Raw genomic sequence first — 25,331 nt, forward strand, 5'->3', positions numbered from 1 at the left:
TATGAAAAGCAATTATATTTTAAATAGTCTATTGGTTCTGATGGTTTTGTCTTTAACATTTTCATCATGTACCGAGCTTGAAAACGAGAACTTTAGTGAGTTTATTGCAGATGAATTCACTCCCTCTGAGTCGGACTTGCCGCGTATTACCAGAGCTGCTTACGGCGACTGGCGAAAGGTCCTGTTGCTGTGGGATGGTTATTGGAGAGTTCAGGAAGTAAGTGCTGATGGAGTTGTTATTCCGGCCCGTCCAAATGGCTGGGTTGATGGAGGGGTACATAAAAGAATTTTTATGCACACCTGGTTGCCCAGCGACCCCATTGTTAATGAGACCTGGTACAGATGCTATGCAGGGATAAATAACTGTAATCGTGTGATGTATCAGTTAGAGAGTCTTTTGGATGAGGAGGAGGTCGCTCCTGCACTTGCCGAATTGCGTGCGCTTCGGGCAAGTTATTACTATGTGCTTTGTGATGTGTACGGAAACGTACCCATTGTTACAGATTTTGATGTTCCTGATGGATTTCTACCTGAACAGAGTTCCCGGAAAGAAGTTTACGATTTTGTTGTGCAAGAACTGGAAGAAAGCATTCCGTTTTTAACCGAGGATAACGATGCGAATACTTATGGCCGATTTAACAAATGGGCGGCAAGAACTCTTTTGGCAAAGATGTATCTAAATGCAGAGGTCTTTTCCGGTTTTGCTCAATGGGAAGCTTGCTTAGCGCAATGTGATTCCATTATTGTTTCTGAGAGATTTGCCTTAGAGGCCGATCAAAAGAGTGTTTTTATAACTGAAAACCAGAATTCTAAGGAGATAGTTTATGGTATTTCGATTGATGAGAATTATACTACCGACTGGAACGCTTTTGATGTTCACATGCAAACGCTTCAGCCATCGAACCAGGCTTCCTATAATATGACCCACACTCCGTGGGGAGGAATGTGTGCTGTTCCTCAGTTTATAAATACTTTTGATCCTGAAGACAAAAGGTTGAGCAATAATTATATCTATGGGCAGCAGTTTGCGGCAACTGGCGAAGTCTTGTATTGTACAATGGGTGGGCTCGCTGGTAAACCCCTGGCGTATGTTAATGAAGTGCCTAGTATTGATTTCACTGAAGAAATTCATGGTTATCGATTTGGTAAATTTGAGATAGCCATGGGTGCATCGAATATTCTGAACAATGATTTTCCGTTGTTTCGGTATGCCGATGTTCTGATGATGAAGGCCGAGTGTTTATTAAGGACCGGCAATGAAGACAACGCTGCGGAAATTGTAACAAGTATTCGGGAAAGGGCTTTTTTAGCTGATTCGGAAAAGGCGGTAGTGACCGGTGCTGAATTATTGGAAGGCAGTGTTTATGATTATGGATTAAGAGACAGTAATGCTCAGACCTTTGAGGGTGGTTCCGATGTGGAGTTTGGGCGATTTTTAGATGAGCTTGGTTGGGAGTTCGATCAAGAGGGGCGTCGCCGGCAGGATTTAATTAGGTTTGGTGTGTTTAGCTCCAAATCGTGGTTGTCTCACGTACCTAATGGAAACTATCGCACCTTGTTTCCCATTCCTCTGAGTGCCATGGAGACCAACTCCAATTTAACTCAAAATCCCGGTTACTAATAATTAGCGTAGCTGGGCTCCCCAAAAAGATTGTCTTGCAAAACGACAGCTTTTTGGGGATTTGCCCTCTTTATTTCTTTAATAAAAAAATGATGAAAAAAGCTCTTTTCTTTATTTCGATGTGTCTTTGCAGTTTGTTAACTGGCTGCCATTCCGCTGGAACAGACGTGCCCAATCCAGAGTACGCAATTGTAGGTGTACCATTTAATAAAGTTCAACTTAGCGACCAATTCTGGCACCCAAAGATAGAGCTGAATCGAACGGTCACCATTCCGGTTTCTTTTCAAAAATGTGAGGAGGAGGGTCGGTTGGAGAATTTTTTGATTGCAGGGGGACAGATGGAAGGACAGGTGAGAGGGGTCATGCCTTTTGATGATACGGATGTTTATAAGATTATTGAAGGGGCCAGTTACTCCTTGACCACGACACCTGATTCATTGCTGGAGGCATATGTTGACTCTTTGATTCAAATAATTGCTTTGGGGCAGGAGGAGGATGGTTATTTGACTACATGGAAAACCATTGATCCTACCCATTCTCCGGCAGAATGGTGTCCTCCTGGGGAACGTTGGGAAGGTTTGGCATGGAGTCACGAATTGTATAACAGTGGTCATCTTTTTGAAGCGGCAGCCGCACATTACCAGGCCACCGGTAAAAAAACTTTCTTGGATATTGCCTTGAAAAACGCGGATTTGCTGGTTCGGGTGTTTGGAGATGGAGCGAATGTTCAGGTGCCTGGTCACCAGATTGTTGAAACTGGTTTGGTGAAGCTTTATAACATTACCCGAAAGGAAGCCTATTTGGATCTTGCAAAACACTTTTTAGATGTGCGTGGCGATCATCGCTTACGTGAACTCTGGGGTTCTTATAATCAGGATCATTTGCCTGTTGTGGAGCAGTCTGAAGCCGTAGGACATGCCGTAAGAGCAGTTTATATGTATGCCGGAATGACCGATATGGCTGTTCTGTTTCAGGATAAGGCATATGAAAGGGCCGTGGATGAGTTGTGGCAGAATGTGGTTCATAAAAAGACTTATATTACGGGTGGTATTGGATCCCGACACGATGGGGAGGCCTTCGGAGCCAATTACGAGCTTCCCAACCTTACTGCATATAATGAAACCTGTGCTGCTATTGGCAATGTTTACTGGAACTACCGTATGTTTCTTTTGCACGGTCACGCCAAGTATATTGATGTTTTGGAACGAAGTCTTTATAATGGAGTTATTTCCGGCGTGGGAATGGATGGCAAAACATTTTTCTACCCTAATCCCTTGAGTTGTGATTTGGCCTATCCTTTTAATCAGGGGGCCATGACTCGGAAACCCTGGTTCGATTGTTCTTGTTGTCCTACAAATCTTTGCCGTTTTATGCCATCGGTGCCCGGTTATGTTTATGCGACCTCAGATGAGGCTGTTTTTATTAACTTGTTTGTGGAAAGTAAAACGGAGGTGGTATTGAAGAATGCTGCCATTGAAGTTCAACAGAAAACTCGTTATCCCTGGGAAGGGGAAGTTCTCATAGGGATTAGTCCTAAAGCGGCTACCCGATTTAAGGTGATGGTTCGAATCCCCGGTTGGTTAAGGAATAGCCCTTTGCCTGGCGATTTGTACCAGTATGCTTCTGCTGTCTCTAAAGCACCGTTTTCTCTGATGCTTAATGGACAAGAGCTTGCTTATACGGAGGGAGACGGCTATGCCATTATTGATAGGCTTTGGGAGCCTGGAGATGAAATGCAATTTGCTATGGCTATGGAAGTCAAAGAGGTGGTGACCAATTCTTTGGTGGCAGAAAATGAAGGGAAGATTGCCTTGGAGCGTGGCCCCCTGGTCTATTGTGTGGAGGGAGTTGATAATTCAGATTTTGATACTGTAAGTGCCGCAGATTGTTCTCGTTATGAAGTGGTTTCTGGTTCAGGAGTTCTGGAAGACACAAAGGTGGTTTATGCAAAAGGCGAAAGTGAAGAGCAGCTCTTTACTGCCATTCCTTATTATACCTGGAACAACCGAGGGCTGTCCAAAATGAAGGTGTGGATTGATAAATAACCTTTTAGGCAATGCGCAGATCTGATTAATGACTTGTCCCAGTTCATCCGGAGGATGAAAAGGAGTACTATTTTATGGGATCTTTCCTGGTTGAAGAATAGGGCGGAAGTACTGTTGTAGAGCAGGTTTGGTGCTGTTTGATTTGAGGTGGTGTTGTGGTATCTTTAAGGAAAGTGAGTGCTTTTTGAAAACTTAAAATTTGAACTTATGGCTAAATTGACCTTCTCGATTAATGGAAAGAATGCCAATGCTACCCGGCTGGATGTGAAAGCACGCAGTTTTTCGGTGGTGGTGGATGAACCGGCAGATTTGGGTGGAACCGATGCGGGCCCCAATCCGGTGGAGTATGTTTTGGCTGGATATGCCGGCTGTTTGAATGTGGTGGGACATCTGGTGGCCAAGGAGATGGGTATGGAGCTTAAGAAGTTTGCTGTTGAGGTGGCCGGTGATTTGAATCCCGCGCGGTTCATGGGGCAGGATACGCCCGAGCGTGCAGGCTTTCAACAAATCCGGGTAAAAATATCAGCAGATACCAGTGCCGACGATGCTACACTGGCCAAGTGGTTGGAGGCCGTGGAGGGACGGTGCCCCGTTTCGGACAACCTGTCGCATGCCACGCCAATTTCTGTGGGGGTAAATGACCTGCCGCCCATTGTGAAGCATTGATTTGTTGGCTGCTTGTTTTGTAAGGAATGATGAGGCCGCCCCATATGGGGCGGCTTCTTTGCTGAAAGGAGACTTTGTTGTATTTTAGAAGCATGAATTTAGAAAACAGGCCCCGGGTTATTGTTGCCGATGCACAGTTTTTGGTGACCGATTCGCTCCGAATCCTTCTCGAACAGGAAGGGTTTGAGCTGGGTGGTGTGGCACGGTATGTGTACGAATTGGAGGAGTTGTTGCGGAAGGAGGTGCCCAATTTGTTGCTGACCGACTACGCTACGGTGGATTATGAGGGACTGGATGCTTTCCGGTTGCTGATGCAGCGTTTTCCGGGTATGACCATTGTGGTGTTGACCAATCAGGTGATTAAGGCCGACTTGTTGGAGTTGAGTAAGATGGGTATTAAGCACATGCTTTGTAAGACCATTGATCGGGATGAGCTGGTAATGGCTTTGCGTTTTGCACTTAAGGGACGTAAGTTTTTTTCGGAGGAGGTGCTGGAGGTGTTGATGGATGAGCAGAAACGCCGGGTGCTGCCCGGCGAGCAAACGCAGTTAACACAGACGGAAACGGAGATTGTGAAGATGATTGCGGAGGGAATGACCACCAAGCAGATTGCTGCATCAAAAAGCATCAGTTTTCATACCGTGATGACGCATCGGAAAAACATATTTCGAAAGCTGGGGGTAAACAGCAGTTCGGAGCTGATCATGTTTGCCATTAAGGCCGGGTGGATTGATAATATTGAGTACTACATTTAATACAACAATTATGAAGATTGGAAAGATGATGATGGCAGGCATTCTTTGCTGGCAGGGAATGTTGTTGGGGGCGCAGGAGCTTTCTCCGGTTTTGTCCTATTCGTTTGATAAAAAGGAGGCCGCTGACGATGCCGGTCAATTTAGAGGTCGTCTGGTGGGCAATGCCCGCATTGTTGAAATGACCGATGGGAATAAGGTTTTGCATACCCATGAGGGGTACATGGATCTGGGCATCAGAGGTCGCCAGGTCGCGGAGTATTTTAAGGGCGATTACACCCTTTCGATAGACCTTTTAGTGCGGCCCGAAAATGGTTTGGACCAATACAAATGGTTGGTGGCCTTTGTCTCTGGTACCGATAAGTATCTGGGCTTGATAAATTCAGCGGGAAACAAGGATTGGCTTTTTGAAGTGAAAGACAAGGAGGCTGAAAGGGTGAATTCCAGTCAGGGCTTACAGGCCGATAAGTGGTACAACCTTAGCGTGGTTAAGCAGGGCCGGACCATCACTTTTTTTATTGATGGAAAAGCGGCGGGTGCCAAGGAGATGGAGGGACAGGCCGATGAGGTTTTGCAGCATACCTGGGCGGCCTATATAGGACGTTCGCCTTATGCGGCCGACCACAATATGCGAAATGTGCTGGTGGATAATTTCCAGATTTATGACGCCGCCTTGACAAAAGCCCAGCTCAAGACGCTGAATAAGTACACGCGCAAGCTGGCCAGCACGACGGAGGTGGACTTAGAGCCGGCCATTATGCATCGTTGGCAGGCTACAGGGAATCCGATTGTAACGCATAAGTACACGGCCGACCCGGCTGCATTGGTGTACAACGACACCTTGTTTATTTACGCCGGAGAAGATTATGAGGGAGGACAGCGAGGATACAATATTAAAAACTGGACGGTTTTTGCTACCACCGATATGCTTAATTTTTGGGAGTACAAGGTGCCCTTGCGTGCTACAGATTTTTCATGGGGCGAAAGCAATGCAGCCTGGGCCAGCCAGGTGATTGAAAGGAATGGAAAGTTCTATTGGTATACGAGTTCGCAAACCACTGGTATAGGCGTAGCCGTTTCTGATCGGCCTGAAGGTCCTTTTAAGGATGCTCTGGGCCGGCCTTTATTGACGAACGACGACAGCTTTGGCAGGGAGCACAGTTGGCGGACCATCGATCCTTCGGTGTTTATTGACGACGATGGCCAGGCCTGGCTCTACTGGGGAAATGGAGCATGCTGGGTAGTTAAACTCAATGAGGACATGATTTCTTACGATAAGGCGTATGGGGTGAAGATGGTTGATATTGAAGGGGAGATGGAATTTCCCTTTACCGAGGCGCCCTGGGTGCATAAAAAGGACGGCCTTTACTTTCTGTCTTACGCCATTGGTTTTCCGGAGCGTATTGCTTATGCGGTGAGCGACCAGCCTGAAGGACCTTATACTTATAAGGGTATTATAAATGAAATTGCCGGGAACAGCAATACGAACCATCAGGCCATAATCGAATTTAAAGGGCAGTGGTATTTTATTTACCACAATGGTGGCATACAGACCGACGGTAGTGGTCACAGCAGGAGTGTTTGTATCGACAAGTTGGAGTTTGATGAAGATGGTTTCTATAAGCCGATTGATATGACAACTAAAGGGGTAGCGCCGATTAGATAAGGGTTTGGTTGCGGCCAATGCGGATTCAACTGTTGTTCTCAAGTGAGTGTTTTTTGCTTGGGAGCAACAGTTTTTTTATTAACTTGGGATAGATTTACTTACTTAATTTAACCCAAGATGATGAATTTTCCAGTTAAAGCAATGCTCTTGCTTACGGGCTTGCTGTTTTTTGCTGTGAAGCCTACGGCTGCACAGATCCCCCAGTTGAAACATGCTTACAATTTTAAGGACGGTACTGCCAACGACCGGATTGGCGGGGCACATGGTGTGCTTCAAGGCGGCGCAGTTATTGAAAATGGTGCGCTGGTTACTTCCAGTGCGGTGCAATATCTGGAGTTGCCGGCCGGACAAATCAAAATAAATACTTATAAAGCCTTAAGTCTGGAGGCTTATGTTACCGCTCAAAAGGGCAATGCGGTTCATACCATGTTGTCTTATTTCGGTGGTTCGCAGAATGGCAATGGGGTGAACTACATTTATCAGTCCCTTAAAAACGGGGGCGGCAGTAAAACGTCCCTGGTGGGAAAAAATTTGCAAAATCCCTGGGACACGGAAACTTCCTTGATGAGTCGTACCCTGGAGGACGGAGAAAAGCATCATTTGGTAACAACATTTGACGATAAGGAATTGCGCTTTTATATTGATGGAGTTTTGGTTGGTTCGAAGAGTGTGGAGTTTCAACCGGACAATAAAATTGCCAACCTGAGCAACGAGTTGGCTTTTTTATGTAAGGGGGGCTACAATGTTGACCCTGCCTGGCAGGGGCAGGTGTATGAGTTCAATATTTATGAGGGCGTATTGGATGCTGCCACTATATCAGCCTCAGCCCAAAAGTATATTCCTCATCTTGATTTGAAGCAAAGGGCCGCCTTCCTGAAAAGTACTCCTTCGGATTTGGTGGTGGATGCCAGCGGCGAGCTGGCGAAGGGCGTAAAGGGCAAGGGGGTGTTTTTTGCAGAGGTTATTCCCACCGAGTTGGATCAGAATAATTTAATTGATGCCTATTTGTGTTTGTCCGACGGCCCGTTGCACAACTGGTCCGACTACTCGCCCAGTATCCGCTTTAGTCTTTATCACGGTTACGTGGATGTATGGGACGGGAAGGCGCACCGCCGAAACGAAGCGGCTCCGATTCCGGTGAAGGTGGGACAAGTATATCGTTGCTGGTTGAGTGTGGATGTTAAGAAAAACACCTACAGCGTTTATGTGCAAACGCCCGAGGCCGATGCTCCGGTGTTGGTGGCTGAAGACGCACGCTTTAGAAAGGAGGTGAAGAAACTGACCACCTGGAGTGCCATTCATAATTCCAGCATACAGGCAGACCCTCTGGAGGTTAAAGCTTTTTCGCAGGTGAGGGCAGTAGGTGTTTATCCTCAGGCTTATGAGGCTTCCTCTTCAAGGGCTAAAGCTTCTGTTTTAGAGTTCGTTGCAGCGCAGGGCGCAGAAGTGGTCGAAATTCCACTGCATGGATTCTGTAGTGCCGATTTAGAGCTGCGACGCATAGATCGAAGCAGCAAGGAAACGGCTTTGTATCTGCGGGCCCGTCATCCCTTGCGCAATTGGATAAACATTCCCCAGGATTCTTATTTGAAGGACCGCAAAACCGGGGAAAAGATTTATTTGACCGATACCGAAGGTATTCCCATTGGTTTAAATGTTTATCCTGAGGCGGATGGTTATTCTGACTTTAAGCTCATTTTTCCTGGACTCCCGGCAGATTGCGAAAGTTTTGATTATGGAGAGGACAACGGCAACTGGCTGGTGAGTAACATTCGTTTTGTTTCACGCGATGAGTTGGAAGATGGAATCTTGTATGGCCATTGGCGCGATGTAGACAATGGCAACTGGTTGTTTTCTTTGTTGAGCAACTCGGTGGTGCTTTATAGGCAAAAGGCCTGGCTCTTGAAGGGTGCCTATCCGGAGGGGACTGAAGGCAGCTTGCAGTTGCAGGCTCTGGAAGATTCTGAGCAAAATCTGTTATTAATTTACCGCTTGGAAGAGGGGGTCTTGTCTTTGAGTGAAGGGAGTGATACGGTTTTGCAACTTTCTCGTGAAGCAACGTACGACAAGGTACCTAATCCCATTAATCCGCCCTCTTTTGAGACGGTGCTGAGTTCCGATAGTGCTTGGTTTTCGGGCTACCTGTTGGGCTATTCTCCGGATTTGGGCGAGAAAACCGGAATGGTTTATGTAGACAATATTTTGTCGGGTAATCAGGTGGGTGTTTTGATTGAAATAAACGACAAGGGTTTCTTTCGGGTGCAACTTCCTGTGCTTTCTCCCGGGGAGGTTTTCGTTAGGTCGCGGTTTTTTAACCGGTCTTTTTTTGTGGAGCCGGGCACAGAGACCATGCTTTTCCTTGATTTAACAAAGGGGCAGACTCCAATGGTTATGGGTGCTAATGCTCGTGTCAACGAAGAAATGTGGATGTCGTCTCCTTTTTATATGAGTCGCTTTTACAGGGAAATTGATGAGTACATCCTGGATATGGATCCTGATGGCTACAAGGCTTTTTGTCTCAAAAAAATGGCAGCGGATTTGAAGAAATTGGAGGCGATGAGCGCGCAGGGTAACAGGTCGGACCGGTACCTGCAGGTGATGCAGTTTCAAATACATAGCTATTACTTGCGCAACATTTTGCATTACCGCCATATATCCGAGGGCGCTTACCGGAATGTGCACAAAGTCCCCCGGACGCAGCGTAACCTCCCTGTGTCTTATGAGTTGCCCATCCATGCGGGCTGGTACGATTTTATCCCTGCGGAAATGGCCAATGAGGAGCAATGGCTTTTGGGCAGTTCTTTTGAGAATTTTGTCAATGCCTTTAAGTATTGCAATTTGATGCATAATTCCCGTTTAAACCGTTATGATCTTGGTGATTTACTGGTGAGTTTGTCGGATACCGCCCTGGTGCAGGCGGAAGACCGGCCGTTGGTTCAGGAGCTGTCGGCTTTGTACACCGGTGAGTACAAGGCTTTGCATAAGGCTTACCTGGAGGAGGCTGTTAAGGAAAATGATAATGTAGAACTACGTTTGATTCAGGCTAATCAGCGCTTGATTGAGGATGTGGTTACGAACCGTGATCCCGACTCTGATCAACATGTACTGCAGTCCTTTTTTGAGCGTCTTGCAGCGGGAGATAGTATGGCCGCCCCCGATGTTCTCTCTGCTGCTGACCTTGCCTTTTGTAAGTATGCAGTTGATTATTTTTCTCATCCATTGGTTGTTGCAGTCAGCAGGTATCATGAGGAGAACAAGCAAGCCATCAATGATTTTTGGGGGCGTTACAGTGCTTACCGCATAGATTTTCTGCACACTAAAAGAATGCAGGTCTTAACGGACAGTCTGGGCTTTGAAGCCGGTTTGTTGGGTGATTTGCTGTTGTCTCAGGACCTGCTTTCAGGAGTGGTCGAGAACTTTACGCCCTTATCACCTGCCCGATTGGCTCATTGCCAGGCAAAGTTGCAACATCCTTTTGTCCGCGACTACCTGGCTACAGCCAATGAAGCCACCATAGCTAAGATTGCGGCCAATAAGGAGAAAGGCAGTTTTGTGTTGCACGAGGTGCCTGAAACCCTGGAGGCTGCCGGTCTCGATTCCGGGCGCCTGTTTGCTGCCCTGATGGATAAGTATAAGGGAAAGGTGGTTTATGTTGATTTTTGGGCCACCTGGTGCGGCCCTTGTCGTTCGGCTATGGAACAACAAAAGGCGATGAAGACTTCGCTGAAGGATCGTGATATTGTTTTTGTTTACTTAACCAATCAGAGCTCTCCTGAGCAGACGTACAACAATATGATACCGGACATAGGTGGAGAACATTACCGTTTGTCGGACGATCAGTGGCGTGTGCTTTCATCCCGTTTTGGGGTGAACGGGATTCCGCATTACCTTATTGTGAATAAAGCCGGCGATGTGGTGGATCACGATGCATCGCGCGATCCAAGTGTATTGCTGCCTGTTTTTGAAAAACTGATGGCTGAATAAGGATTTGTTGTTTGATTTTTAGAGGTCTAACCCTGCTCCCCCGGAGCAGGGTTAACTGCTTTATACCCTATTTATGGTAGGCAAAATGCCGCGGATGCGGGATTTTGAGAAAGTGCGGCATCGTGCATCTTTGTAAGTACAATAAGCAAGGATTATTTGTTGTACTAAAAAAACGACGTGCCATGACAAAACTGACTTTTGCAATCAATGGTGAAAACCGAAATGCCACACGTTTGGATGTGGATGCACGGCAGTTCCGCGTAGTAGTGGACGAGCCGGTTCAGTTGGGCGGCAGCGATGCAGGACCCAATCCCGTAGAATATATTTTGGCCGGTTATGCCGGTTGTTTGAATGTGGTGGGACACCTCGTGGCAAAGGAAATGGGCATGTCTATTCACAAGCTGTCGGTTGAGGTGTCGGGCGATTTGAATCCCGCCCGCTTTTTGGGGCAGAGCTTTGAAGAGCGCTCCGGTTTTCAGGAGATACGGGTGGACCTGCAGGTGTACAGCGACTCCGATGAGGCCACCCTCAATCGCTGGCTCGAGGTGGTAGAAACCCGCTGTCCCGTGTACGACAACCTCGCCAATACCACCCCCGTTAAGCTGGCGGTAAACAAGCTGGCTTCTGTCTATTACTAGTGTAACCATTAAACTTGAAAATACCATGTCACAAGCATCATTACATTTTGATACCCTGCAGGTACATGCGGGACAGGAAGTTGATCCCCACTCCCTATCGCGGGCGGTGCCCATTCATCAAACCACTTCCTATGTTTTTAAGTCGGCCGAACACGCCGCCAGTCTCTTTGGACTGAAGGAATTCGGCAACATCTATACCCGCATTATGAATCCCACTACCGATGTGTTTGAAAAACGCATTGCCGCCCTCGAAGGCGGGGTGGCTGCGGTGGCTACCGCATCGGGACAATCGGCGCAGTTTATTGCCATTACCAATCTGGCGCAGGCCGGCGACAACATTGTTTCTACCTCCTTTTTGTACGGGGGCACCTACAATCAGTTTAAGGTGCAGTTTAAACGATTGGGTATCGGCGTTAAGTTTGTCAGCACCGACGATCCGGCCGATTATGAGGCGGCCATCGACGAGAATACCAAGGCCCTGTATGTAGAGACCATCGGGAACCCCCGGTTTAACATTCCGGATTTTGAGGCCCTTGCCGAAGTGGCGCGGCGCAACAACATTCCTTTGATTGTCGACAATACCTTTGGCGCCGGCGGCTACTTGTTTCGGCCCATTGAGCACGGGGCCAACATCGTTGTGGAATCCGCCACCAAGTGGATTGGCGGTCACGGTACCAGCATTGGCGGGGTCATTGTGGATGCCGGCAACTTCAACTGGGGCAACGGCAAGTTTCCCCTGTTTACCGAGCCGTCGGAAGGGTACCACGGCCTCAAATTCTGGGAGGTGTTTGGCGAGGGCGGTCCCTTTGGCAACATTGCCTTTGCCATTCGGGCCCGGGTAGAAGGTTTGCGCGACTATGGTGCCGCACTGAGTCCCTTCAATGCCTTTCAGTTGATTCAAGGACTGGAAACCCTGTCGCTCCGGGTGCAGCGGACAGTTGACAACGCCCTGGATCTGGCCAAATGGCTGGAGCAGCATCCCAAGGTAGAGTCCGTATCCTATCCCGGTCTCGCTTCGAGTCCCTACCACCAGCTGGCTAAAAAGTATCTGAAAAATGGTTTTGGGGGTGTGCTTTCCTTTAAGGTAAAAGCGGGTAAAGAGGCCGCCGATAAGGTTATTGATCAACTGCAACTAATCAGTCACCTGGCCAATGTGGGCGATGCCAAAACGCTGATTATTCACCCGGCATCTACCACCCACGAGCAGCTGAGTGCGGAGGAGCAGGTGAAGGCCGGCGTAGCTCCCGGTGTACTTCGGATTTCCGCGGGAATTGAGCACATCAGCGACATTAAGCTCGATTTGGAGCAGGCCCTGGCTCAGATTTAAAGCCGGTAGACCGCGATGAAATGACAGATGGCGGCTGCGAGTACAAAGAAGTGAAAAAGGGCGTGGTTAAAGGGGATGCGCTTGATTTGATATAGAACGGCCCCGATGGAGTACAAGGCACCACCCGCTGCCAACCAAAGCAGGTTGGGCAGCGGGAGGTGCTCCATCAGCGGTTTGAGGGCAAACACGATGATCCAACCCATGGCCACATAGCCGATGGTGGAGGCCAGTTTGAAGCGACCCGTGAAGAACAGTTTCAGGATAATGCCCGCCAGCGCGATGCTCCATACGGCCACCAATACGCCCCAGCCCCAGGGGCCGCGGATGGTGAGCAGACAAAAAGGGGTGTAGGTGCCTGCAATGCCCAGGTAGATGGCGGCGTGGTCAAAAATTTTAAGTCGACGGCGCAACTGCGGTGCCCTGGCGTTGTGGTAGAGGGTCGAGGCGGTAAAAATGGCCAGTACGCTTATGCCGTAAACGGGGTAAGCGATCCAGTCCCACATGCTGCCCTGTTCCCAGGCTTTGTGCAACAGCGCCACAAGGGCGATGAGAGCCAGTAATATACCGACGGCGTGACTCCATACATTGAGTCGTTCTTCGGCCGGGGAGTAGGTTTGCGTGGTGGTGTTCATAAGGCAAAGCTAAGAAAAAAGAGGCTGTATGGAACGTTTTTTCGCTCTAAGGACAGACTGATTAAAATCTAGTAAGAATAAAAAAGAGGCTGTTCCGATTTTTGGGACAGCCTCTTTTTGGTGGCGCGTTTCGTCCTTACTGTTTTTCCTGCTGCTGTTTGCGTTTCACATCTTTCTTGTTTACCAGTACTTTGTAGGTGGGGTCTTCCATAATGTTGACCTCAATGATGCTGTCGGCATCTTTGAGCAGCTGTTGGCAATCGCGACTCAGGTGGCGCAGGTGCACCCTCTTGCCCAGGGCGGCATAGCGTTCGGTGAGCTTGTTAACCGCCTCAATGGCACTCATATCGGTGATGCGGCTCTCCTTAAAATCGATGATCACTTCTTCGGGGTCGTCGGCTACCTCAAATTTCTCGTTAAAGGCCATAACCGAGCCAAAGAAGAGGGGACCGTAAATTTCGTAATGCTTGATGCCGTGCTCGTCGGTATGCTTGCGGGCACGGATGCGCAGGGCGTTTTCCCAGGCAAAGACCAGGGCTGCAATAACCACCCCTGCCAGTACGGCCAGCGCCAGGTTGTGCAGGAAGATGGTGATGACCATCACCACCAGCATGACCAGTACATCGGTCTTGGGCATACGCCCAAAGACCTTGAGACTGGCCCACTCAAAGGTGCCTATGGAGACCATGATCATGAGGCCCGTGAGTGCTGCCATGGGCACTTTCTCGATGAGACTGGAGCCAAACATAATAAAGACCAGCAGCATAATGGCTGCTACAATGCCCGAGAGGCGGGCGCGGGCACCGTTGGAGGTGTTGATCAGACTCTGGCCAATCATGGCACAACCGCCCATCCCCGAGAATAACCCGGTTGTAAAGTTGGCCGCTCCCTGGGCAAAAGCCTCTTTGTTGCCCCAGCCCCGGGTACCGGTAATTTCATCCACCAGATTGAGGGTAAGCAGACTCTCGATGAGTCCCACCCCCGCCACAATGGCTGCGTAAGGGAAAATAATTTTCAGGGTTTCCAGCGTAAAGGGCACTTTGGGGATGTTGAAAGGCGGAAAGCCCCCCTGAATGGAAGCAATGTCGCCCACGGTAGTGGTATCGATATTGAGTCCCGCCACCACCGCAAAAACAGTCAGGATGGCCACCAGCGAAGCCGGTACCGCTTTGGTCAGTTTGGGCAGTCCCCAAATGATCAGCATCGTCAGTGCCACCAGTCCCACCATAATCAACAAGGGGGTGCCGGTCATCCATTCCAGCGAGCCGTCGGCCGTCTTAAACTTAAACTGATCGAGCTGCGAGAGAAAAATGATGATGGCCAGTCCGTTTACAAAACCAAACATTACCGGGTGGGGCACCAGGCGAATCAGTTTCCCCAGTTTGAGCAGCCCGGCCAGCATTTGGATCACGCCCGCCAGCACCACGGCTGCGAAGACATATTCTACGCCGTGCGATTTGGCCAGGGCCACAATAACCACGGCTACCGCGCCGGTGGCACCGGAAATCATCCCCGGGCGACCGCCAAAAATGGAGGTGATCAGACCAATGGTAAAGGCGGCATAGAGGCCCGTGAGGGGCGAGAGGCCCGCAATCAGTGAAAAGGCCACCGCTTCGGGTACCAGGGCCAGGGCCACGGTGAGTCCCGACAGGATTTCTGTTTTGTAGTTTATTTTCTGCTTGAAATCGAAAAGGTTCAGGAGTTCTTTCATGAAACGCTTGTTGTACCAAGCTGCTTTATTGCAGGCTAAAAGATTGTAGGAGAATGTTAATGTCTTAAAATCGGCGCAAAAATACGGTCTTTATCCTCCTTATGCGCTGGTTTTGCTTGTTTTATATGTTTTTTAACATGTTTTGTGGGTTTTAGTCGGTGGGCTGGTTGTTGGACTGCCTGGCGGGAGTCGCTTCGTCGGGTGCAGAAAACTTACCGGGGGGACTTGCTGCATTGTTTTGGAATGATTATATTGAAATCGGAGCAAAGATTAAATTGTAATCAAAATGCGTACAGAGGAAGAATTGGAAGCAGACAAGCGACAGATTGTGCACATCGATCTGGACACCTTTTTTGTGTCGGTAGAGCGTTTGCAGAACAGCAGTCTGCTGGGCAAGCCGGTGATTGTTGGCGGCTTGTCCGATCGTGGGGTGGTGTCGGCCTGCAGCTATGAGGCGCGGCACTTTGGGGTGCATTCGGCCATGCCCATACGCATGGCGCGGCAGCTGTGTCCGCATGCCGTTTTTATTCGTGGCGATATGGATACCTACAGTCGCTACTCCAATGTGGTTACCGACATCATTGCCGAAGCCGTGCCGGTGTACGAAAAGGCTTCCATCGATGAGCACTATCTGGATTTGACCGGAATGGACCGCTACTTTGGCACCTATCAATTTACGCGGGAGCTGCGGCAGAAAATCATGCGGGAAAGCGGTCTGCCCATTTCCTTTGGTCTGTCGGTCAACAAAACCGTATCGAAAATTGCCACGGGTGAAGCCAAGTCGGGCCCCGAGCGGGAACTGTACGTACAGCGTGAGCAGGTAAAGCCCTTTCTCAATCCGCTGTCGATTCGCAAAATTCCCATGCTGGGACCCAAGACCTTTAATTTGTTGCGGAATATGGGCGTGGCCAAAATTGAAACCCTGAGTCAGTTGCCTCCCGATATTATGGAGCGAGTACTGGGTAAAAACGGCATCGACTTGTGGCGTAAGGCCAACGGCATCGACCCTTCGCCCGTTGAGCGCTACTACGAACGCAAGTCCATCGGCTCGGAGCAGACCTTTGAGAGCGATACCACCGATTTGCGCCAGCTCAACGAGTGGTTGGTGCGGATGACCGAGAAGCTGGCCTTTGAATTGCGTACGCGCAACAAGTTGACCGCCTGTGTGGTGGTTAAAATCCGGTATTCGGACTTTGATACGCATACCATACAAAAGCGCATTGCCTATACCGCTTTTGATCACGTACTCATACAGGAGGCCAAAGACCTGCTGCAACGCCTTTATACCCGGCGGGTACTGGTGCGCTTGCTGGGGGTGCGTTTTACCCATCTGGTATCGGGCAGTCAACAACTTTCTTTGTTTGAGGACCGCCCCGAGCAGGTGCAGTTGTACCAGGCGATGGACCGCATACGCAAGCGCTTTGGCGGCGATGCCGTGGGACGGGCTTGTTTCTAAAACAGGGTGTTGGTCGTGTTGTTGTTTGTTGTCCGAAGTCGAGGAGGGAAGCCATGTACTTGAATTGTCACTCTTACCACAGTCTCCGCTACGGTGTGCTTTCGCCCGAAGTGCTGGTGCGCCGCGCCCGGGCCTTGGGCATTGATGTGCTGGTGTTGACCGACATCAATACCACTTCGGGGGTGTACGATTTTGTGAAAGCCTGTCGCGCAGCCGGCATCACGCCCCTTGTGGGCATCGAGTTTCGCAACGGTAACCGGCACTTATATACCGGCATTGCCCGTAGTTTTGAGGGCTTTGGTGAGCTGAACCGCTTTTTATCGCAGCACCTCATGAGCGGAAGTCCGCTGCCGGAGCGGGCCCCGGCCTTTGCTCAGGCTTGGGTGATTTATCCCTTTGAGGGGCACTTGCCTGAGCAGCTCGCCGAGCATGAATTCATAGGTGTGCGTCACCGTCAGCTGAACCGTTTGCTGCGGATGCCCCTGCAGGTCTGGCAGTCGCGCCTCCTTTTGTGGCAGCCGGTGACTTTCGGGGGGCGGGGCGACTGGGACTTGCACCGGCATTTGCGGGCGGTGGATAAGAATGCTTTGCTGAATCATTTGCGGGCAAAAGATCTGGCTTCGGAGTACGATTGGCTGGTGCCTCCGGAGCGCCTGCAGGCTGCTTTTTCGGCCTATCCCTTTCTGCTGGCCAACAGCGAGGCCCTGCTCAAGAGCTGTTCCTTCGATTTTGATTTTTCCGGCATTAAAAACAAACAAAGTTATACGGGCAGTCGTGCCGCGGATGCCCGTTTGTTGGAGCAGTTGGCGGTGGACGGACTCGAGCAGCGTTACGGTAAGGGGCATGTGGAGGCACGGGAGCGGGTGAGCAAGGAGTTGGGCATCATCAATCAGCTGGGCTTTGCCGCCTATTTTTTGATTGCCTGGGACATGGTGCGCTACTCCCTCTCGCGCGGCTTTTACCATGTAGGGCGGGGCAGCGGGGCCAATAGCGTGGTGGCCTACTGTCTGCGCATTACCGATGTCGATCCCATAGAGCTCAACTTGTACTTCGAACGCTTCTTGAATCCCAAGCGGACTTCCCCGCCCGATTTCGACATCGATTATTCGTGGCGCGACCGGGATGCCGTGCAGCACTATCTGTTTAAACGTTACGGTCAGGAGCACGTGGCCCTGTTGGGCGCCATGTCCACCTTCCAGCGCAAAGCCGGTCTCCGCGAACTCGGCAAGGTGTATGGTCTCCCCACCGACGAACTGGAGTTGCTGGTGCAGGGACGTGCCCCCGATGAAGCCCTGAACCAGAAAATTGCAGAGCTGGCGGGACGCTTGGAAGATTTTCCCAACCTGCGGACCATTCACGCCGGCGGTATTTTGGTGAGTGAGTTGCCGATAACGGCCTATACGGCACTGGATTTGCCGCCGAAGGGATTGCCCACCACGCAGTTTGATATGTATGTGGCGGAGGATATTGGTTTTGAAAAGCTCGACGTGCTGTCGCAGCGCGGCATCGGCCACATTCAGGACAGCGCCCGGCTGGTCTTGGAAAATCAGGGAAAGCGCATTGATGTGCATGCCGTTAAGTGCTTTAAGGAGGACCCGAAGGTCAAGGCCCTGTTGGCCAGCGGGGAGACCAACGGCTGTTTCTACATTGAGAGTCCCGCTATGCGCGGCTTGCTGCGCAAGCTGCACTGCAGCGACTACCTGACGCTGGTGGCGGCCAGTTCCATCATTCGGCCCGGCGTAGCCAAATCGGGCATGATGAAGGCCTACATCGAGCGCTTCCACAATCCCACTGGTTTTACTTACCTGCATCCGGTGATGGAGGAGCAGTTGAGGGAGACTTACGGGGTGATGGTGTACCAGGAGGATGTGATTAAGGTGGGGCATCATTTTGCGGGACTCGATTTGGCCGATGCCGATGTGTTGCGCCGGGCCATGAGTGGAAAGTACCGCTCGAAGGAGGCTTTTCAGGAGCTGACCCGGCGCTTTTTTGATAATTGTCGCCAAAAAGGCTACTCCGAGGCGCTGACTGCGGAGGTGTGGCGGCAAATAGAATCCTTTGCCGGTTATTCTTTTTCGAAGGCCCACTCGGCCTCCTACGCCGTGGAAAGCTTTCAGAGTCTTTATTTAAAGGCTTATTTTCCGCTGGAGTTTATGGTGGCGGTGATCAATAACTTTGGCGGTTTTTACGCCACCTGGGTGTATGTGCACGAGGCCCGCCGCTGGGGTGCCGTGTTGCACCTGCCCTGTGTCAACCACAGTACTTACGCCACTTCCATAAAGGGGAAGGACTTGTATCTGGGTCTGGTACATGTGCAGTCGTTGGAGCAGGCCCTGGCACAGCGCCTGGTGGCCGAGCGGGAGCGGGGTGGTTTGTTTCGCGATTTGCCCGACTTTATAGAACGTACCCAGGTGGGCCGGGAACAGTTGGTGCTGCTCATTCGGCTCGGGGCCCTCCGCTTTACCGCTAAGAGCAAGCCCGAATTGCTGTGGGAGGCCCACCTTTATCTGAGTCGCCACCAGGTGAAGGTCAAGCCGCCCCGCCTGTTTCCCTTACAAGGCAAGAAGTACCGACTGCCCCAATTGCTGCAACAGCCGCTCGAAGATCTTTACGATGAGTTGGAGTTGTTGGGTTTTCCGGTCAGCGGTACCTGGTTCGATTTGTTGCAGACCGGCTACAGGGGTGAGGTAATGGCGCGGGACTTGCCGCAGCGGGTGGGACAGCGGGTAAAGATGGTGGGCCAGCTGGTCACCCTAAAATATGTGCGCACGGTACGTAAGGACTTGATGCACTTTGGCACTTTTATCGATGCCGAGGGACAGTTTTTGGATACGGTGCACTTTCCGCCAGTGCTCAAAGCCTGGCCCTTTAAGGGCAATGGCGCCTACCTGTTGCAGGGCAAGGTGGTCAGCGATTTCGGCTTTTGCTCCCTGGAGGTGGAAAAGATGGCGCCGCTGCCGCTGAAACCCGACCCGCGGGCGGGATAGGTGAGGGGACAGAGGAGATTGGCGCGTTTGAAAAGGAATGTTTTGGCGGAGTAGGCATGTAAAGGGGGTGTCTCTAAAATCAGAGACACCCCCTTGTAATTGGTATAAAAAATGAAACGTGCTGGTTAGCGGATGTTCTTAACAATCTTGTCGGTAACCACTGCGCCATTGGCATATTGCTTAACCTGCAGATAAATGCCGGCGGGCAATACATCAAAATTGTTGCCCATTCTTACCCCACTGATGTTGAAATATTCGGTAGTAACTACCTGACCTTCAGCTTTGGGTGCGTTGATGGCGGTCGGAGAGGGCTCTTCAATAATGATGTGGTAAAGGTTAACTCCGCTGCTGGGCGACCACATATAGATGGTGGTGGCTTCCTCACCGGTGTAGGTGACGGTGGTGGCAGTAAGGCTTGCTCCAAGAGCATCGACTTGAGCCAAAAGGTTATCATCGCTGCCGGCAGCAACATTTAAATGCCGGTCTGTATCGCCAGAGGAAGACATACACATAATGGTGATGTCACAAGGGCCTTCAACGTCAAAGCCAATCACCCTATTGAGGGGCGCACCAGTTTCAGAATCAAAGGCACCGGAACCACCAAATTTCAGTCGGTGGGTGTAGGTATACTCTACGTCCTTATAGGTGACGGTTTTTCCGTTCGTGTCAATGTCCACTTTTTTTCCGTCTGCCCCATAGATGGTCAGTCCGTCTACTACTTTGACTTCAATGATGCTGGCCGAAGTTACCTCTCCTGTTATGCCAACTGCTTCCAGAAAAGAAGCATCACTGATGTTCCATGCGGGGAGCTGGGCACTTGAAGTTGCAGCAAAAGCCAGGACTGCGAATAAGAGCATGTAAATTTTCTTCATAATTTAAGATTTTAGTTGTGTTTGATTAAAAATGATTAACAAGTGTAAATATAGGGAGAAGGCGGCCCTGTGGAGGTGGGTGAAATGCTTAAAAAAGGTGGGTGAATTGTCAAAATGGATAAAAGGTGAATGGTCCACCCAGGTAATACCTTGTTTTAAATCAGGTTTTTAGCATTTTGTGCTTGTAAATGTCGTTTGCGCCTTGTTTCTTTGCGGCCACAAAATCGGACTATGAGCATATTGATTTTACTCGACTATATTGGGACCATGGTTTTTGCCATGAGTGGGGTGCTTACGGCAGCCGAAAAGCGACTCGATTTGTTCGGGGCCATGTTTATTGGGGTGGTTACCGCCATTGGAGGGGGAACCACGCGCGATTTGCTCATAGGGGTTACGCCGGTTACCTGGCTGAGTATGCCCATTTATCTTTATTTGATTTTGGGCGCTATTTTGCTGGCCATGCTTTTTAGGAAGGTGCTGGCCAAATGGCGCCGTACCCTTTTTATTTTTGATACCATTGGCATTGGGGTGTTTACGATTATCGGACTCGAAAAGGCCTTGGCCATTGGGGTGAATCCGGGTGTGGCGGTACTGATGGGGGTGACTTCGGCTGTGGTGGGCGGTGTGATTAGGGATACGCTGACCAATGAGGTGCCGCTTATTTTTCAGCGGGAGATTTATGCTACGGCTTGTATTGCCGGCGCTCTGGTGTATTTGTTGCTGCGGTACATCGGCTTGGATCCGGCCATGAATCAGTTGCTTACGGCAGGGGTCATTATAGCCATACGGTTGCTGTCGATTCGTTTCAACTGGTCGATGCCCATTTTGTCGATGCCGCGCGAGGACTAGTCCTCCTCGTCCAGCGCCCGGGCTATGTTTCGATAGGTGTGGGCCTGTTCGTCCTCCCCCAGCTTTTTGCAGACCTTACTTAAAAGGTAGTACACGTCGGCATTTTTCTTGCGGATGTTTTTGGCTTCCAGCAGATCGTGGTGGGCCGCTTCGTAGTGGCGCAGGGCCAGGCGTACCCGTCCCCGCAGCAAAAGTGCCTCAAAATTGCGTTGCTTAATTTTAAGGAGGGCGGTGCAGTCCTTTTCCGCTTTTTTAAGGTCGCCTTCGGATTCGTGCAGTTCGGCCCGGCGCAGGAGGGCTTCCGGATAGTCGGGGTTCAGTCGCAGTGCCTTGTTCAGGTTGGCTACTGCTGCGCCCTTGTCGTTGAATTTGAGGGCGCATTCGTTGGCCATGAGGTAGTATTCTTTGGCAAACTCGAGGGTGTTTTTGCGTTGCTGCTGCAACTGGTCCTCCAGTTGCAGCAACTGGTGGCGGTAATGGTCGGCAAAGCGCATTTCCCTCACCAGAAAGCGTTGAATGGCTTTGTTGTTAAGATCGTTGCGCGCATCTACAGCTTCGGCAAAACGACTTACAGCCTTTTTCCAGTCCTGCTCACGAAAGGCCTGCAAGGCTTCGGCATAGGCTCCATCTGCCCGGGCTTTTTTAATTTCAGCCTCAATCAGCTGTTTGTTGTTGGCGGCTCTGGAGAATTGTTCTACCTCACGTTTTACTATGATGTCGGAGGGGCGTACGGGGGTTTTGAGCACCATGCCTTCGAGCGAGCGGCAGCGACTCAGGGCCACGTAGAGCTGTCCCCCCGCAAAAGCGCCTCCGCTGAAGTCGATCAGCACCTTGTCGAAGGTGAGTCCCTGGCTCTTGTGCACGGTAATGGCCCAGGAGAGTTTTAAGGGGTACTGGGTAAAGGAGCCGAGTTCTTCGGCAATGATTTTGTTGTTGGCTTCGTCGTATTTATAGCGCAGGTTCTCCCATTTTTCGCGGGTTACCAGGTAGGTCTGGTCGTTTTCGAGACGTACCCAAATGCCGTCTTCCCCAATCTCGTCGACCCGACCCAGGGAGCCGTTGTACCAGCGTCGTTCGGGGTCGTTTTTTACGAACATTACCTGGGCGTCTTCTCTCAGTACCAGGTTTTTGAGGGTGGGCAGACTGGATTCGGGGAATTCGCCCTGGATGTCGCCGGCAAAACTGTGGGCGGGGGTGGTGAGTTCGCTGAGTCGTTGTTCGTTGATGTAATCGACGGTGTCGCGGCGGGTGGCCAGGGTGATGAAGAGCTCTTCGCGGGGCGGCTCAAAGCCCGGCTGCAGGCGCTGGTTGATTGCGCCAATGTCCATTTGCTGCGCCTTATTGACCCGTATCTTGTCGAGGAGTCCCACAAACACCGGGTCGCTTTGGCGGTAGACTTTTTGCAACTCGATCTGCACCAAGGGGATTTGCTGAAAAACGCGGGCCGAAAAGAAAAAGGGGGTAGGGTAAAAGCGACTCAGGATGCTCCACTCGTCGCGCTTGACCACAGGCTCGAGCTGAAAGGCATCGCCCACCAGCAGCATTTGCTTGCCGCCGAAGGGCAGGTGCCGGTTGCCCGAAAAGACGCGTAGTACCTGGTCGATGAAGTCGAGTATGTCGCCCCGCACCATGGATATTTCGTCGATGATGATGAGCTCCACTTCCTTGATCAGCTTCTGCTTTTCGCTGTTGTATTTTAAGAAGTCGTAGATTCTTCGGTTTTGCGTAGAGAGGTCGGGGTCGTTGGGCAGTATGGGCCTAAAGGGAATTTTGAAGAAGGAGTGCAGGGTTACGCCGCCGGCGTTGATGGCGGCAATGCCGGTGGGGGCCAGTACAATGTGCTTTTTGTGGGTGTGGTTGCAGACGTAGCGCAGGAAGGTCGATTTACCCGTTCCTGCCCGGCCCGTGAGGTAAACCGATGAACTGGTGTGTTGAATAAGACGCAGGGCGTCCTGAAACTCCGCATTGTCGGTATCTATCTTTTCGGGTAATTCTGTCATTCTTCTTCTTCGCTGTCGCTCCACGGTTGTGCGCCTATGCCGTAGCGCTTGATTACATTATAGGCCTTAAATATGCCCAGTTCTCCCGCCTTGCTTAAATCCAGTGTGCCTTCGCTTTCCTGTTCGAGGAAAATGCGGATGAGGCCCCGGTTGAACCAGGCTTCGGCAAAGTCGGGCTGTGCCGCTATGGCTGCACTGAAGTGCGTTATGGCGGTCTCAAAGTTACGCATTTGTGCCTGAACTACCCCCAGGTTGTAGTGGGCAAAGGCAAAATTGGGGGTGAGGTCTGTGATGTGTTGCAAATCGTCGTTGATGAGGTCGTAATCGAGGATGCGACGCTCCTCGCCCTCGTTGCTGCCTGCTGCAGGGCGTGTGAGGGTGCCGCCCGTTTGCAGCGCACCTGCTTCGGGCAGCTCCGCTTCCATGCTGCGTATGGTCTCCACCATTTTAAAGCGGGTGTAGGCCCGGTTGAAAAGGGCCGGCAGGTGATCGGGTGTGATGCTTAAAACGCGGTTAAAATCGTCGAGGGCGTTGTTGAGGTTGAGCACGGTGTTGTAGAGGGTGCCTCTGGCAAAGTAGAGGGTCGCCTGGTCGGCCTCCGGGGCGGTTTTCAGCTGCTCGGTCAGCGCGCTGATTTGGCTGAATATGGCGGCTGCTTTTTCGCGATCGGCCTCGAGTTCGGCATTGGCCAGACGCAAGGTTCGGGGGATGGGTTGTTGGCGGTTGATGCGATCGATTTCCAGGTGGAAATAGGGGAGGCGGTGGACCAGACTGTCGTCGGGGTAATAGGTGATGCCGAATATCCCTTCCATATCGATGACGATGTTGCGGTTTTGAATGCGTCCCCGTAAGGGGTTGGTGGCCGGCTCTTCGTCGGGTTCGTTGCCAAAATCGTCGAGTACGGCCACTTTGTTGTAGTTGCGTATGTCGCGGTCGTTTTCGCTGCGGGTGGCTTTGCGTGCCGGTTTTTCTTCTTCGCTGTCGGCTGTCGCCCCGCTGCTTTTTTCGTTTTGTGCCACTTGTTCACGTCGCTCCAGGTTGAGTTTAACAGCGGTACCGTAGTCGAGTTCGGCCCCGTGGGTGTCGCCCAGGTTCTGACGCACGTGAGCGCGTGTCTCGTAAACGGGCGCAAAATCCGGATAATTGTCGGCCACTATGTTGAGGTCGGCCAGCGCCTCGCGGTAGGAGCCGATTTCGGTGTACAACATGGCGCGGTAGTAGAGGGTCAGCAGGTCGTCGCTACGCAGGGCCAGCACCCTGGAGAAATCCTCAATGGCCCGGTTGGTGTCGCCCACCTGGGCCCGCAAGATGCCCCGGTTGGAGTAGGCCATGGCGTTGCGGGGTTCCAGTTCTATCACCTTGTCAAAGTCGCTGAGCGTGCCTCTTAAATCGTCGAGCTGGTAGCGGATGATGCCTCGGTTCATATAAAAGCGGGCGTCTTCGGGACGCAGTTCCACGGCTTTGTCGAGGTCGGCAAGGGCTTTTTCGTATTCGTTGAGTTGGTAAAGAACGACGGCCCGGTTCGCATAGCCGTCGGGTACATAGGGGTTCGCCTCCACGGCCTTGCTGAAGTCGGCCAGTCCCCCCAGGGTATCGCCCGAGGCGACTTTGGCGTGACCACGGTTGAGGAGGGCTGAAAGGAGTTTGGGGGCGTGTTGCAGCGCAGTGCTGTAGGTGTTTATGGCTGCTTCGTAATCCTTACCGTGCAATTCGGCAATGCCCTTGTTGATGAGTAGGTTGATGTTCTTTGGTTCGAGTTGGAGTCCGCTCTGGTAATCGCTGAGGGCTTCGGGGGTGCGACCCAGTTTTTGACGAACGATGCCCCGAAGGTTCCAGGCGTCGGCAATGTAGGGGTTGATTTCCAGGGCTTTGCTCACGTCTTGTTCGGCGCCTTTGAGGTCGTCGAGATTGTATTTTCCTAGTGCTCTGAAGTAGTAGGGCTCGCTGAGGTAGGGCTTGGCCTGAATAACCTGGTTGAAGTACTGAATGGCCAATACATAGTCCTCAAAATACAGGGCATTGCGACCGATGATGGTCATACGGTCGGTATCGATCTGTGCTTTGATCGGAAGCTGCAAAGTCAGCAGCAAGAGGAGGAGGATATGTCGTGCCTTCAGCATAGCGG

At 51.0% G+C, this 25,331-nt stretch carries 16 protein-coding genes; 11 read left to right on the plus strand and 5 right to left on the minus strand.

All coding sequences use genetic code 11. The features are described 5' to 3' along the window. Nucleotide 1 precedes the first annotated feature (1 nt). The 8 genes from B4W65_RS10445 to B4W65_RS10480 all read left to right on the plus strand — a co-directional run bounded on the left by B4W65_RS10445 (nucleotide 2) and on the right by B4W65_RS10480 (nucleotide 12,699). Complete coding sequence (locus tag B4W65_RS10445; protein WP_088655104.1) at nucleotides 2–1,621, plus strand: RagB/SusD family nutrient uptake outer membrane protein; 1,620 nt, start codon at nucleotides 2–4, stop codon at nucleotides 1,619–1,621. 35 nt (nucleotides 1,622–1,656) lie between these two features. Further along, nucleotides 1,657–3,666 (plus strand): glycoside hydrolase family 127 protein, encoded by a 2,010-nt coding sequence (locus B4W65_RS10450; protein WP_205741256.1) that lies wholly within the window; start codon nucleotides 1,657–1,659, stop codon nucleotides 3,664–3,666. Nucleotides 3,667–3,873: 207 nt separating this feature from the next. Then, complete coding sequence (locus B4W65_RS10455; protein ID WP_088655173.1) at nucleotides 3,874–4,332, plus strand: OsmC family protein; 459 nt, start codon at nucleotides 3,874–3,876, stop codon at nucleotides 4,330–4,332. Between the two features lie 92 nt (nucleotides 4,333–4,424). Continuing rightward, entirely contained in the window at nucleotides 4,425–5,087 is a 663-nt protein-coding gene (locus tag B4W65_RS10460) for a LuxR C-terminal-related transcriptional regulator (protein ID WP_088655105.1), read from the plus strand. A gap of 10 nt (nucleotides 5,088–5,097) precedes the next feature. Further along, nucleotides 5,098–6,750, plus strand: a complete 1,653-nt coding sequence (locus B4W65_RS17450) for a family 43 glycosylhydrolase (protein ID WP_088655106.1) — start codon at nucleotides 5,098–5,100, stop codon at nucleotides 6,748–6,750. 117 nt (nucleotides 6,751–6,867) lie between these two features. Then, nucleotides 6,868–10,734, plus strand: a complete 3,867-nt coding sequence (locus B4W65_RS10470) for a thioredoxin-like domain-containing protein (protein ID WP_088655107.1) — start codon at nucleotides 6,868–6,870, stop codon at nucleotides 10,732–10,734. Nucleotides 10,735–10,916: 182 nt separating this feature from the next. Next, nucleotides 10,917–11,372 carry an OsmC family protein gene (locus B4W65_RS10475; RefSeq protein WP_088655108.1) on the plus strand — a complete coding sequence of 152 codons (456 nt, stop codon included), beginning with the start codon at nucleotides 10,917–10,919 and terminating at the stop codon, nucleotides 11,370–11,372. Nucleotides 11,373–11,397: 25 nt separating this feature from the next. Further along, complete coding sequence (locus B4W65_RS10480) at nucleotides 11,398–12,699, plus strand: O-acetylhomoserine aminocarboxypropyltransferase/cysteine synthase family protein (RefSeq protein ID WP_088655109.1); 1,302 nt, start codon at nucleotides 11,398–11,400, stop codon at nucleotides 12,697–12,699. On the opposite strand, the gene trhA is transcribed toward B4W65_RS10480, so the two are convergent. Both trhA and B4W65_RS10490 read right to left on the minus strand, forming a co-directional pair. Continuing rightward, nucleotides 12,696–13,331 (minus strand): PAQR family membrane homeostasis protein TrhA, encoded by a 636-nt coding sequence (gene trhA, locus B4W65_RS10485; RefSeq protein ID WP_088655110.1) that lies wholly within the window; start codon nucleotides 13,329–13,331, stop codon nucleotides 12,696–12,698. The genes B4W65_RS10480 and trhA overlap by 4 nt on opposite strands. Nucleotides 13,332–13,467: 136 nt before the next feature. Then, nucleotides 13,468–15,042 (minus strand): SulP family inorganic anion transporter, encoded by a 1,575-nt coding sequence (locus tag B4W65_RS10490; protein ID WP_088655111.1) that lies wholly within the window; start codon nucleotides 15,040–15,042, stop codon nucleotides 13,468–13,470. A gap of 286 nt (nucleotides 15,043–15,328) precedes the next feature. On the opposite strand from B4W65_RS10490, the gene dinB reads away from it, so the two are divergent. Next, nucleotides 15,329–16,498, plus strand: coding sequence for a DNA polymerase IV (dinB, locus tag B4W65_RS10495; RefSeq protein ID WP_088655112.1), 1,170 nt, complete (start codon nucleotides 15,329–15,331; stop codon nucleotides 16,496–16,498). 53 nt (nucleotides 16,499–16,551) lie between these two features. Then, nucleotides 16,552–19,485, plus strand: a complete 2,934-nt coding sequence (locus tag B4W65_RS10500) for a DNA polymerase III subunit alpha (RefSeq protein ID WP_088655113.1) — start codon at nucleotides 16,552–16,554, stop codon at nucleotides 19,483–19,485. Between the two features lie 125 nt (nucleotides 19,486–19,610). On the opposite strand, the gene B4W65_RS10505 is transcribed toward B4W65_RS10500, so the two are convergent. Continuing rightward, on the minus strand, nucleotides 19,611–20,357 hold the full coding sequence (locus tag B4W65_RS10505) for a hypothetical protein (protein WP_088655114.1): 747 nt from the start codon (nucleotides 20,355–20,357) through the stop codon (nucleotides 19,611–19,613). A 231-nt stretch (nucleotides 20,358–20,588) separates the two neighbouring features. Here B4W65_RS10505 and B4W65_RS10510 point away from each other — a divergent pair, with 231 nt between their 5' ends. Continuing rightward, entirely contained in the window at nucleotides 20,589–21,206 is a 618-nt protein-coding gene (locus B4W65_RS10510; RefSeq protein ID WP_088655115.1) for a trimeric intracellular cation channel family protein, read from the plus strand. Here B4W65_RS10510 and B4W65_RS10515 read toward each other — a convergent pair. Beyond that, nucleotides 21,203–23,206 carry an ATP-dependent DNA helicase gene (locus tag B4W65_RS10515; RefSeq protein ID WP_088655116.1) on the minus strand — a complete coding sequence of 668 codons (2,004 nt, stop codon included), beginning with the start codon at nucleotides 23,204–23,206 and terminating at the stop codon, nucleotides 21,203–21,205. The genes B4W65_RS10510 and B4W65_RS10515 overlap by 4 nt on opposite strands. Beyond that, the gene (locus tag B4W65_RS10520; protein ID WP_088655117.1) at nucleotides 23,203–25,326 is read right to left on the minus strand and encodes a tetratricopeptide repeat protein; all 2,124 of its coding nucleotides are present in this window, start codon (nucleotides 25,324–25,326) and stop codon (nucleotides 23,203–23,205) included. The genes B4W65_RS10515 and B4W65_RS10520 overlap by 4 nt, the downstream gene beginning before the upstream one ends. Between the last annotated feature and the right edge of the window lie 5 nt (nucleotides 25,327–25,331).

The organism is Geofilum rhodophaeum, assembly GCF_002210225.1.
GTDB classification, from domain to species: domain Bacteria; phylum Bacteroidota; class Bacteroidia; order Bacteroidales; family Marinilabiliaceae; genus Geofilum; species Geofilum rhodophaeum.

Excerpts from the sequence above, each read along its gene's own strand:
- B4W65_RS10490 (WP_088655111.1), bottom strand. The coding sequence starts at position 15,042 with ATGAAAGAACTCCTGAACCTTTTCGATTTCAAGCAGAAAATAAACTAC.
- dinB (WP_088655112.1), top strand. The coding sequence starts at position 15,329 with ATGCGTACAGAGGAAGAATTGGAAGCAGACAAGCGACAGATTGTGCAC.
- B4W65_RS10515 (WP_088655116.1), bottom strand. The coding sequence starts at position 23,206 with ATGACAGAATTACCCGAAAAGATAGATACCGACAATGCGGAGTTTCAG.
- B4W65_RS10475 (WP_088655108.1), top strand. The coding sequence starts at position 10,917 with ATGACAAAACTGACTTTTGCAATCAATGGTGAAAACCGAAATGCCACA.
- B4W65_RS10520 (WP_088655117.1), bottom strand. The coding sequence starts at position 25,326 with ATGCTGAAGGCACGACATATCCTCCTCCTCTTGCTGCTGACTTTGCAG.
- B4W65_RS10510 (WP_088655115.1), top strand. The coding sequence starts at position 20,589 with ATGAGCATATTGATTTTACTCGACTATATTGGGACCATGGTTTTTGCC.
- B4W65_RS10455 (WP_088655173.1), top strand. The coding sequence starts at position 3,874 with ATGGCTAAATTGACCTTCTCGATTAATGGAAAGAATGCCAATGCTACC.
- B4W65_RS17450 (WP_088655106.1), top strand. The coding sequence starts at position 5,098 with ATGAAGATTGGAAAGATGATGATGGCAGGCATTCTTTGCTGGCAGGGA.
- B4W65_RS10470 (WP_088655107.1), top strand. The coding sequence starts at position 6,868 with ATGATGAATTTTCCAGTTAAAGCAATGCTCTTGCTTACGGGCTTGCTG.
- B4W65_RS10505 (WP_088655114.1), bottom strand. The coding sequence starts at position 20,357 with ATGAAGAAAATTTACATGCTCTTATTCGCAGTCCTGGCTTTTGCTGCA.
- B4W65_RS10445 (WP_088655104.1), top strand. The coding sequence starts at position 2 with ATGAAAAGCAATTATATTTTAAATAGTCTATTGGTTCTGATGGTTTTG.
- B4W65_RS10500 (WP_088655113.1), top strand. The coding sequence starts at position 16,552 with ATGTACTTGAATTGTCACTCTTACCACAGTCTCCGCTACGGTGTGCTT.
- trhA (WP_088655110.1), bottom strand. The coding sequence starts at position 13,331 with ATGAACACCACCACGCAAACCTACTCCCCGGCCGAAGAACGACTCAAT.
- B4W65_RS10480 (WP_088655109.1), top strand. The coding sequence starts at position 11,398 with ATGTCACAAGCATCATTACATTTTGATACCCTGCAGGTACATGCGGGA.
- B4W65_RS10460 (WP_088655105.1), top strand. The coding sequence starts at position 4,425 with ATGAATTTAGAAAACAGGCCCCGGGTTATTGTTGCCGATGCACAGTTT.